General features: G+C 29.0%; 9 protein-coding genes. 3 read left to right on the top strand and 6 right to left on the bottom strand.

Annotated features, from left to right (window positions below):
• Positions 1 to 484 precede the first annotated feature (484 nt).
• Positions 485 to 1081 (bottom strand): beta-phosphoglucomutase family hydrolase, encoded by a 597-nt coding sequence (locus Q0776_RS03375; protein WP_298365026.1) that lies wholly within the window; start codon positions 1079 to 1081, stop codon positions 485 to 487.
• 180 nt (positions 1082 to 1261) lie between these two features.
• On the opposite strand from Q0776_RS03375, the gene Q0776_RS03370 reads away from it, so the two are divergent.
• Positions 1262 to 2818, top strand: a complete 1557-nt coding sequence (locus Q0776_RS03370) for a sulfatase-like hydrolase/transferase (RefSeq protein ID WP_298365025.1) — start codon at positions 1262 to 1264, stop codon at positions 2816 to 2818.
• A 67-nt stretch (positions 2819 to 2885) separates the two neighbouring features.
• On the opposite strand, the gene dprA is transcribed toward Q0776_RS03370, so the two are convergent.
• Positions 2886 to 3989 carry a DNA-processing protein DprA gene (gene dprA / locus Q0776_RS03365; protein ID WP_298365024.1) on the bottom strand — a complete coding sequence of 368 codons (1104 nt, stop codon included), beginning with the start codon at positions 3987 to 3989 and terminating at the stop codon, positions 2886 to 2888.
• A gap of 96 nt (positions 3990 to 4085) precedes the next feature.
• Here dprA and Q0776_RS03360 point away from each other — a divergent pair, with 96 nt between their 5' ends.
• Entirely contained in the window at positions 4086 to 5018 is a 933-nt protein-coding gene (locus Q0776_RS03360) for an SPOR domain-containing protein (RefSeq protein ID WP_298365023.1), read from the top strand.
• Between the two features lie 66 nt (positions 5019 to 5084).
• Entirely contained in the window at positions 5085 to 5591 is a 507-nt protein-coding gene (locus Q0776_RS03355) for an acyl-CoA thioesterase (protein WP_298365021.1), read from the top strand.
• A 5-nt stretch (positions 5592 to 5596) separates the two neighbouring features.
• Here the strand turns inward: Q0776_RS03355 and Q0776_RS03350 are convergent, their stop codons facing one another.
• The 4 genes from Q0776_RS03350 to Q0776_RS03335 are packed head-to-tail and all read right to left on the bottom strand — an operon-like array spanning position 5597 to position 10302.
• On the bottom strand, positions 5597 to 6829 hold the full coding sequence (locus tag Q0776_RS03350; protein WP_298365019.1) for a peptidoglycan DD-metalloendopeptidase family protein: 1233 nt from the start codon (positions 6827 to 6829) through the stop codon (positions 5597 to 5599).
• Positions 6829 to 7605, bottom strand: coding sequence for a DUF4292 domain-containing protein (locus tag Q0776_RS03345; RefSeq protein WP_298365018.1), 777 nt, complete (start codon positions 7603 to 7605; stop codon positions 6829 to 6831). Before Q0776_RS03345 ends, Q0776_RS03350 begins: the two co-directional genes overlap by 1 nt.
• Positions 7606 to 8598, bottom strand: coding sequence for a hypothetical protein (locus Q0776_RS03340; protein WP_298365017.1), 993 nt, complete (start codon positions 8596 to 8598; stop codon positions 7606 to 7608). It abuts the gene before it with no gap.
• Positions 8599 to 8628: 30 nt separating this feature from the next.
• A complete protein-coding gene (locus tag Q0776_RS03335) occupies positions 8629 to 10302 on the bottom strand; it encodes an ABC transporter ATP-binding protein (protein WP_298365016.1) in 1674 nt (557 codons plus the stop codon).
• Between the last annotated feature and the right edge of the window lie 204 nt (positions 10303 to 10506).

The following is a 10506-nucleotide window of genomic DNA, read 5'->3' as shown; positions in this document are numbered from 1 at the left end:
TGTGAACTATTAATTTTAAAACCTATTTGTTTGATACTACTTATAAATAACAAGCCTCCTAATGTTACAATTAACTTAGAACGCTTCCTTTATATAACTAATAATTTATTTAATACCTTGTTTTTTAAATTACTAATATATCTTCTTCAATATTTTTTTTGATTTTCAGGACGACATCTTGCTTCCTATGGGTTAGTAAAGCTTCTTACAAAGAACGTTGATTTTTTGATTTTTTTTAAATTTATTAACAACTTGTTAACAGATTGCTTATTTCAAATATCAAACGGTTAATAAAATACAATAATCAGTATACATTTTATTTAGATTTTCATCTATAAGACACCTACTAAGTTATAAAGTCACTAATATTTTATAAATATTTGAAGTTATTCTATAATTAGGTGCATTTTAAAGGTAAAATGTTTCTAAAAGAAGTTTTAAATACTTTGGTTTTGAGAAGAAAAATAGCTATAAAAAGTTATTATTATATGGTAAACTTAATTTTATAATAATCGTTTACATCAATAACTGTCATTCCAACTTTTTCAGCTGCTTGTATTCCTAATATGCCATCTTCAAAAACTACACAATCTTTTGGCGCAACATTCATTAATTGAGCGCATTTTAAAAATGTTTCAGGATCGGGTTTAGGTCTAGTAATATCATCAGAAGTAATGACAATTTCAAAATATTGCTGTAAATTGGTAATTTCAAGAGATTGTTTAGCGCCACCTTTTGTACTTCCCGTTCCAATTGCCATGGGTAAAATTCCGTGATACTTTCTAACAACATTACCAACAACTTCAATTTCTTTGGTTAAATGAGAAACTTTATGAAAATACTCACCTTTTAATTTTCCAACTTCTTGCACATCCATATTAGTATTAAATAATTCATTCAACTTTTCAATAGTGGCCCATCGCGACATTCCTGTTAAACTTAAAAACAATTCAACTGTAAAATCAATTCCGTAAGGTGATACCGATTTCCTCCAAGCTTGAAAATGGTTTTGCATTGTATTGGCTAATGTTCCATCTAAATCAAAAATTAAAGCTTTAGCGTTTGAAGGAATTTCAATCATATAAAAAATTTAAGTTGCTAAAATAAGTATTAAATCTGTTTATACATTTATTTATTGGTTTTTGATTTTGATAATTAAAGGTTATTTTTGGATAAAATCACAAGTCTTTATTTTGAATTAAAATTATTACATTTACAAAACCAAAATAAACGTATTATTTACACTTAATATTTTCATCTTATGAAATTTTTAAAAACATTATTATTTTTAACTTTAGTTTTTACAATTGGCTGTAAAGACAAAAAAGTCGCCAAAGAAGCTGAACCAGCTGAGGTAAAAAAACTTCCTAACATTGTAGTAATTTATACCGATGATTTAGGTTATGGTGATATTAGCGCTAATGGTGCTACTGAAATAAACACGCCAAACATTGATAAATTAGCCAATGGAGGTGTTCGTTTTACAAATGGTTATGCAACATCTGCAACATGTACTCCAAGTAGATATGGATTATTAACTGGTGTTTACCCTTGGAGAAATAAACAAGCTAAAATTTTACCAGGAACTGCACCATTAATTATAACTACAGAGCAAACTACTATTCCAAAAATGTTAAAAACTAAAGGTTACCACACAGGTATTGTTGGAAAATGGCACTTAGGTTTAGGAAGCGGGATGGTTAATTGGAACGAGAGAGTTTCTCCTGGTCCAAATGAAGTTGGTTTTGACTACGCGTACATTATGGCTGCAACACAAGATCGTGTACCAACTGTATACATTGAAAATGGGGATGTTGTTAATTTAGATAAAAACGACCCAATTGAAATTAATTATAAAGATAACTTTGAAGGTCAACCAACCGGTAAAGACAATCCTGAACTTTTAAAAATGAAATGGCACCATGGTCACAATAGTTCTATTGTAAACGGAATTCCAAGAATTGGTTATATGAAAGGTGGAGAATCTGCAAAATGGGTAGATGAAGATATGGCAGACCATTTCTTAAAAGGTGCTCAAAACTATGTAAAACAACATAAAAACGAGCCTTTCTTTTTATACTACGCAATGCAACAACCACACGTACCACGTACACCACATCCAAGATTTGTTGGGAAATCTGGAATGGGACCTCGTGGAGATGTAATTGTTGAAGCTGACTGGTGTATTGGTGAGTTTGTTAAAACTTTAGAAGAAGAAGGTTTATTAGAAAATACTTTAATTGTTTTCTCTAGCGATAATGGACCTGTTTTAAATGATGGCTATTATGATGATGCTGTTGAAAAATTAGGAAAACACACTCCTGGAGGAGGTCTAAGAGGTGGAAAATACAGCTTATTTGAGGCTGGGACTAAAGTTCCATTTTTTACTTACTGGAAAGGAAAAATTCAACCAACAGTTTCTGATGCTTTAATTTGTCAGTTAGATTTATTGTCTTCTCTTTCTAAATTAGTTGATAGTGATATTACTACAGAAGATAGCCAAGAAGTACTAGATGCATTTATGGGTAAAAGTACTACCGCCAGAAAAGATTTAGTACTAGAAGCTAACAGAAAAACGGCTTATCGTAATGGAGATTGGGCTTTAATCCCTCCATATAAAGGAAGTGCTGTTTTAAAAGAGGTTAATATTGAAATTGGAAATTCTAGCGACTACCAATTATACAATATTAAAGAAGACAGATCTCAACAAAATAACCTAGCACAATCTAATCCTGAAAAATTAGCTGAAATGATTGCTGGATATACTGCAATTAGAGGTAAACAAGAAGGAGAAATTAAAGAAGTTGAATTGAAATAAAACTTCATTCTATATAATAAAAAGAGGCTGTCTAAAACGTATACTTTTTAGACAGCCTCTTTTTATTTTAAATAATCTCAAAAAGTTTACCTGGTAAAGGTTTTACAACTCCTTTCATCTCTAAATTAAACAATACCGTAGAAATTTTATGAATTGGTAACTTACAATTTATGGCAATGGTATCTAATATCTCTTTTCCACTTTCTAAAAGAAAATCATACACCAATTGTTCTGTAGTATCTAACTCTATAAACAGTTGTTTTTGAATTACTTTTTCTTGTTTTATTTCTAAATTCCAATTTAACATTTCAATTAAATCGTTTGCCGAAGTTAAAATAGCTGCCTGATTTCTTTTAATCAAAGCATTGCATCCTTTACTCATATTGTCGGTACTTCTTCCAGGTACAGCAAACACATCTCTGTTATATGAATTTGCTATATCTGCCGTAACTAAAGAACCACCTTTTTCGGCAGATTCTATAATTACAGTTGCTTCGGAAATACCTGCAACTATTCTATTTCGTTTTAAAAAATTCTCTCTTACCAATTTATCATTGTGCCAAAAGTCGGTTAAAAAACCACCGTTTTTATTTATTTCTGACACATATTTTTTATGTGATTTGGGGTAAATTTCTTCAAAACCATGAGCCAATACTCCAATAGTTTGTAAATTATTTTTTAAAGCCGCTTTATGTGCACAAATATCAACTCCATAAGCAAAACCGCTAACAATAATAGGGTTGTAAACTTTTAAATCTTCAATTAATTTTTCACAAAAATCGCGGCCATAACTAGTAATTTTTCGTGTACCAACAACACTTATTATTGGTTTGTTTAAAAAATCAAAATCCCCGTCTTTAAACAATAAAATTGGAGCATCAATACAATGTTTTAGTTTCTCTGGATAATTATCACTTTTAAAATAATAAGATTCTATATTGTTTTTTTTAAGATATTCAAGCTCCTTTTCTGCGTCAATTAAATTTTCTTTATCAAATAAATGTTTTATAGTAAAAGTTCCAATTCCATTAATTTTTTCTAGAATAAAACGTTTCTCGTTTAGTACATTTTTTGCGCTTCCGCAGTGGGCAATTAACTTTTTTGCATTAATATCTCCTATACCTTTTGCGCGTTGCAAGGCCAAAATATAGTGCAATTCCTCTTCTTTCATACAATAACAATTTGAAATTCAATATATAAAATTATTGTTAATAAAAAATACAACAACTCTTTAAATTTAGGTTGGTTTTAAACTATATTTGTTTTAATGACTATAGCAAAATACATAAGTGACTTACTTTACAGATATGAATGTGTAATTGTTCCTAACTTTGGAGGTTTTGTTACCAACGAAATTTCGGCAAAAGTAAACCGTTATACACATACCTTTTATGCACCATCAAAACAACTAACTTTTAATGCGCATTTGCAAAATAATGATGGGTTGTTGGCTAACTATATTGCATCCGCAGAAAATATTTCATACAACAAAGCTGTTGAATATATTTTAGTAGAAGTTGAAAAATGGAAGTCGTTGCTTAATAATGAAGAATTAGAAATTGAAAATATTGGTACTTTAAATAAAAACAACGAAGGAAACTATATTTTTGAACCTGCAAATTCTATTAATTATTTAACATCGTCTTTTGGACTAAATACTTATGTTTCACCTGGAATTAAACGTATTACTTACAAAGAAAAAGTAAAACAATTAGAAACAATTGCCCCAGTTTTACCTACCGAAGAAAATAAAAGCAAAACACCTAGGTTTATTAAATATGCTGCTTCTGTTGCCATAATTTTTGCTATTGGAGCGTTTGGATGGAAAGAATATCAAAAAACGCAGTATAACAATTTAGTCCTTCAGGCTGAAAATCAACAACAAAAAGTTGAAAAATCAATTCAGGAAGCTACATTTGTTATTAACAATCCATTGCCTACTATTACATTAAATATTACAAAAGAAACATTTAATTACCATGTTATTGCCGGTGCTTTTAGAGAACCTGAAAATGCTCATAAAAAATTGTTAGAGTTAAAAAATAAAGGATACAAGGCCAAAATTTTAGGACTTAACAAATGGAATTTAACTCAGGTTTCTTATGGAAGTTTTAACTCGAGAAATGAAGCTATAAACACTTTAAATCTTATTAAAAAAACCGAATCTAAGGACGCTTGGTTATTGGTAAAAGAATACTAATTTCTACTTAAATACCATTATTTCAATTTATTAAAATAGCCATATCTTTGCTTAAAATAAAAAGATATGATAAAAACGCCAAAAGAATCTTTAACCGTTTTAACTGATATAGTATTACCTGGAGAAACCAATCCTTTAGGGAATTTATTTGGCGGAGAATTATTGGCAAGAATGGATAGAGCTTGTAGCATAGCGGCTCAACGTCACTCTCACAGGATTGTAGTTACAGCATCTGTTAACCACGTTGCATTTAACAAAGCCGTACCAGTAGGAAGTGTTGTATCTATTGAAGCTAAGGTTTCTCGTGCTTTCAACTCATCTATGGAAGTTTACGTAGATGTTTGGATAGAAGATAGAGAATCTCAAGAGCGAACTAAAGTTAATGAAGGTATTTATACTTTTGTAGCAGTAGATCATACCGGAATGCCTATAAAAGTACCCGCCATTAAACCCGAAACTGCTTTGGAAAAGGAACGTTTTGATGGCGCCTTAAGAAGAAAACAACTTAGTCTAATTTTATCTGGTAAAATGAAAGCTTCTGAAGCAACTGAATTAAAAGCATTATTTGTTTAATCGTTTTACATTTTATAAATCCAACTAGCTGGATTTTCAGTTTTTGAGTTATTTTTCAGCATAAAGTTCAAAATAGTTTTACCCGTAATTTTATCGGTAAAAATAGTTCCAATTTCTTGTTTCTCTTTTACTTTATCTCCATTTGAAACTATTACATGTTCTAAATTATTATATACTGATATATAATTTCCGTGCTGTACTAAAACTGCCTTTTTATTTCCAGGCATCATTTGAATGGCAATAACAGTACCTTCAAAAACTGCTCGAGCTTTACTGCCTTTATTAGTCGTAATTCGAACACCATTACTTTGTATTGTTAACGATTTTACTACCGGATGTGGCTGTTTTCCGTAATACGTTGAAACATAACCACGCTCTACTGGCCAAGGTAATTTACCTCTATTTGCGGCAAAATTAGAAGCTAAAATTTTTGCTTCGGCCGTTAAAGCAAATGTTGAAGATGCTGTTGAAGACTTTTTAGTCCCTGCTTTTTTATTAGATGCAGCAATAGCTTCACTAATTAGTTTATCTATTTGAGCTTCTATTCTACTTTCTTCTCTTTGAAATTGTTTTATTTGTTTCTTGTACTTAGTTTCTTTTTGTTTAACCTGACTTAATAAGTTTTCTTGATCTTTTTTCTCTTTTTCAATTACAGATTGTTCGTTTTTCTTTATTGATAACAATTCATTTTTTTGATTTTTCTTAACTTGTAATGAATCTGTTAATGCTTGTAACTCATTTGTTTTTAACTGAATATCTTCTCCTTGCTTTTTCCTAAAAGCAGTATATTGTTTCATATACTGAAAACGCTTATAACCTTGAAAAAAATTCTCTGAAGATAGCAAAAACATAATTCTACTATTTTGAGATTTGCTTTTGTATGATTTGTAAATCATATCTGCATAATCTTTTTTTAATGCTTCTAAATCTCTTTTATTCTGATTAATTTCTAGCTGGTTTAAATAAATCTCGTTTCCTAATTCTTTCGACTCACTTTCAATTGCATCAATTAATTTTTCTCTTGAAGTAATTTTAGCATCTAAATCTTTTAATTCACTTAAAACATTCTTTTCTTTTCGAATTGTATTTGATAGTAAGGCATTTATATAAACCTGATCTTTTTGAAGCTGCACCCTACGAGCCTCTAATACTTTACGTTTTGAAGAATTTTGAGCCGTAACGTTAACCCCTATTAAGATGGCAAAAAATAGAAAAACAAACTTTAATTTAAACTGCATTATTTTAAACTAATTTCTTTATAACCATTTGGAATAGAAAACGGGAATGTTAAATCCTGATTAAATTCAACAGAACGGTATTCAATATTTATGGTTGTTAATTTTTTATGATCAATTGCTCTAATATTAATATTTTCAGGAAATTGTTCTCCTTTTATATTTTTATAATTTGGATAAGAAACAGTTAATAATTGTTCTTTCTCTTGATTGCTAATTTCTTGTTTGTTTAACTTAAAATTTTCTGGATTCATAAAAAATAAAATCCCAAACAAATCATTGTCTTTCTTAGGACTTATTTGATATAAATTATTATCAATTTTAGAGTAATAATTGCCTTTTCTTAAATTTAAAACTGCTTGGCCTAACAAAATATTTTGAACTTTTTCATAATCTAATTCTGTTCCTAAAAACTTGCTCAACAAAGAAAAATCACCATCAAAATACGTTCTTTGTAACTTTTCGTAATATGTAACCCTATCTGGAGTTATTTTTACTTTAGCTACAGGAAAACCCAATTTTGTAGCACTCATCCAAATGGTTTTATCTTTTTCTAAACGCAATTTTATATTGAATGACACCGAAGATTTACTAGATTTATAACGAGCATTAAGTGTTGCATTTATTGTTTTTTGGTTAAATGACGTACCATAGTGATTATTTATAATTTTTTTTGTTGAAATTGAGTTAATATTGGTGGCTCCAACAACATTTTTATTGGATTTACACGAAGTAAAAACCAACAAAGTAATAATTAATATTTTTGTAAAAAATTTCATTTAATTAGCTTCTTTTAACTTATCAGCTTTTAGTTTATATTTTAAAGCAAGCTGTTTATTATTTATTCCTTGGTAGCTAATAATTAGTTCGTTATAATAACTTAGCTCCATTTTATTATTATCAATCACAAAATCAATGCCAGTTGTTAAAACATCAATTGCCTCGTTGTATTTTTTTAGTCTATTTAATGCAAATCCATTTAATTGATACAATATAGGTTGCGCCGGATACAACTCTAAACCTTCTTTACTATGAGTATATAATTTATCAAAAAGACTATTTTTAACATCATAACTTAAAATTTCTAATAATATTTTATAATCTTTAGTTTCGTTAAACTTTTTTGTTAAAACATCTATACTCGAATTCTCTGTTAACTTACTTGTTGAGTTAGCAACTTTTTCTGATGTTTTTTTTCTGTTTTCGATATATAATTTAAATCTTTTTAACCTTAAAGTTCCAAGTGCTTTTTCTTCAATTTCAGAAATTAAGTCTTCTGCTTTATTAAATTCTTTATTTTGAATGTACAACAAAACCAATCCTTCGGAAGCGCTAGGCTTTATTGTAATTAATTGTTTTTGAGTTTCAATAGCATCTTTATATTTTTGCTGGGCTTTTAAAACTAATATTTTGTGTTTTAACAAATGACTATTATTCAATTCTCTTTTAAGCGCCTTTTCTACAAATAATTCTGCCAGGTAATACTCTTTTAATAAATAGTAATTTTTAGAGAATTCAAACTCAACAGCCATATTTACCGAATCAATTTGGTAACATACTTCTAAATTTTCAATTGCTTTTTTATAATTATTTGTTGCATAATCTTTCAAAGCTTCAAAAAAATACTCTTGAAACTTTAAATTATTCATCTCCTCTTTTTGCCCATTTTCCCTAGTAAGTATACCCTGTAACTCCTTATTTTGAGCTACCGAAATATTGGAAATTAGGAGCATTCCTAATACACTAAAAACAGATAAAATTACATTTTTCATAAATCGGTTGCAATATACAACTTATTGAAATTAAATGCCTTTTGGAATGGCATCAATTAATTTTTGGGTATAGTTAGTTTTTGGCGTTTTATAAATTAAATCCGCATCACCAATTTCTTCAATTTTTCCTTTATTCATAACTACTAATTGATCCGACATATATTTTACAACAGCCAAATCGTGCGAAATAAAAATATAGGTAAATCCAAAATCTTGCTTTAACTCATTTAATAAATTCAATACCTGTGCTTGTACTGAAACATCCAATGCCGAAACCGATTCATCGCAAATAATTAATTTAGGTTTTAAAGCTATCGTTCGTGCAATACCAATGCGTTGTCTTTGTCCTCCTGAAAATTCATGTGGATACCGGTAAAAATGTTCTGGTTCTAAACTAACTTTTTCTAACAAATCAAATACATATTGTTTCCGCTCTTTTGAAGAATTTAATATTCCATGAATTTTCATGGGTTCCATAATTGCTTTTCCAACAGGAATTCTTGGATTTAAAGAAGAAAATGGATCTTGAAATATAATTTGAACTTCTTTTCTAAACTTTTTTAATTCTTTTTTAGAAAGTATGGTTACATCCTTTTGATTGTAAAAAATCTCACCTTTGGTTGCTTTTTCTAAATGTAAAATTGTTCTTCCCAAAGTTGTTTTACCACAACCCGATTCTCCAACCAATCCTAAAGTTTCACCTTCAAATAATTTAAACGAAACATTATCCACCGCTTTAACCGTACTTTTTTTTCCAAAGAAAAAACTACCTTCTGAATTAAAATAAGTTGCCAAATTTCGCACTTCCAACAACGGTAATTTGTCATATATTTTCTTATGAAATTCAGCTCGTTGCTTTGTTGTGTATACTTCATTGTTAATTTCTTCTTCCATAAAATTTTGAACTGTTGGAAGCTTTTTCAATCGTTCATTTAAATTTGGTTTAGAATTAATTAACGCCTTTGTATAATTGTGTTTGGGACTTTTAAAAACCTGCTTTACCTCTCCTTGTTCTACAACATTTCCTTGATACATAACTAAAACAGTATTTGCAATTTCAGAAACCAACGACAAATCGTGCGTAATAAAAATAATACTCATTCCTGTTTCTTGTTGTAATTCCTTTAAAAGTTCAATAATTTCTTTTTGAACCGTTACATCCAAAGCCGTAGTTGGTTCATCTGCAATTAAAATTTGTGGTTTACATGCAATTGCCATCGCAATCATGACACGTTGTTTTTGTCCTCCTGAAATTTGATGTGGATATTGATTATAAATTTCTGCTGCTCTGGGTAATTTTACCTTGTTAAAAAGCTCAATAACCTCTTTTTTAGCATCAGAATTACTTATTTTTTTGTGTTGCTTTAAAATTTCCAATACTTGAAAACCACATGTTAAAGTTGGGTTTAATGAACTCATTGGTTCTTGAAAAATCATTGAAATTTGATTTCCTCGTATTTTTTGAAAATCTTTTTCAGAAATTTTTGTTAAATCAATATCATTAAAAAGTACAGCCCCATCAACCTTTGCATTATTAGAAAGTAAACCTAAAATTGCTAATGAAGTAACAGATTTCCCACTTCCTGATTCACCAACAATACCCAAAATTTGCTGTGGTAATAAATTGAACGAAATATTATGAACAACGGTATTTATTTCATTGTTTGATTGAAAAGAAATGGATAAATTTTGAACGCTTAACATTTATAAATTTTGTTGGATAAAAATACGTTTTTAAATATACATTTTTTGCTTTTGATTGCATTAGGGAATAAATACTTTCGCTCCGCTAAGCACAAACTTACTAATAAAGTAGTTTTTTAGCATTTTATAAACTTTAGAAAAACTGAATAATAATAGCCCGAACGTACAGAAAACTTGCTAAAAATTTAAATTGTAATTAAAGCA

It is taken from the genome of uncultured Lutibacter sp., from assembly GCF_947495725.1.
GTDB lineage: Bacteria > Bacteroidota > Bacteroidia > Flavobacteriales > Flavobacteriaceae > Lutibacter.
This window is presented reverse-complemented; position numbering and strand designations above follow the sequence as displayed.

Coding starts and splice junctions, on each gene's coding strand:
- Q0776_RS03375 (WP_298365026.1), bottom strand. CDS start 1,081: ATGATTGAAATTCCTTCAAACGCTAAAGCTTTAATTTTTGATTTAGAT.
- Q0776_RS03370 (WP_298365025.1), top strand. CDS start 1,262: ATGAAATTTTTAAAAACATTATTATTTTTAACTTTAGTTTTTACAATT.
- dprA (WP_298365024.1), bottom strand. CDS start 3,989: ATGAAAGAAGAGGAATTGCACTATATTTTGGCCTTGCAACGCGCAAAA.
- Q0776_RS03360 (WP_298365023.1), top strand. CDS start 4,086: ATGACTATAGCAAAATACATAAGTGACTTACTTTACAGATATGAATGT.
- Q0776_RS03355 (WP_298365021.1), top strand. CDS start 5,085: ATGATAAAAACGCCAAAAGAATCTTTAACCGTTTTAACTGATATAGTA.
- Q0776_RS03350 (WP_298365019.1), bottom strand. CDS start 6,829: ATGCAGTTTAAATTAAAGTTTGTTTTTCTATTTTTTGCCATCTTAATA.
- Q0776_RS03345 (WP_298365018.1), bottom strand. CDS start 7,605: ATGAAATTTTTTACAAAAATATTAATTATTACTTTGTTGGTTTTTACT.
- Q0776_RS03340 (WP_298365017.1), bottom strand. CDS start 8,598: ATGAAAAATGTAATTTTATCTGTTTTTAGTGTATTAGGAATGCTCCTA.
- Q0776_RS03335 (WP_298365016.1), bottom strand. CDS start 10,302: ATGTTAAGCGTTCAAAATTTATCCATTTCTTTTCAATCAAACAATGAA.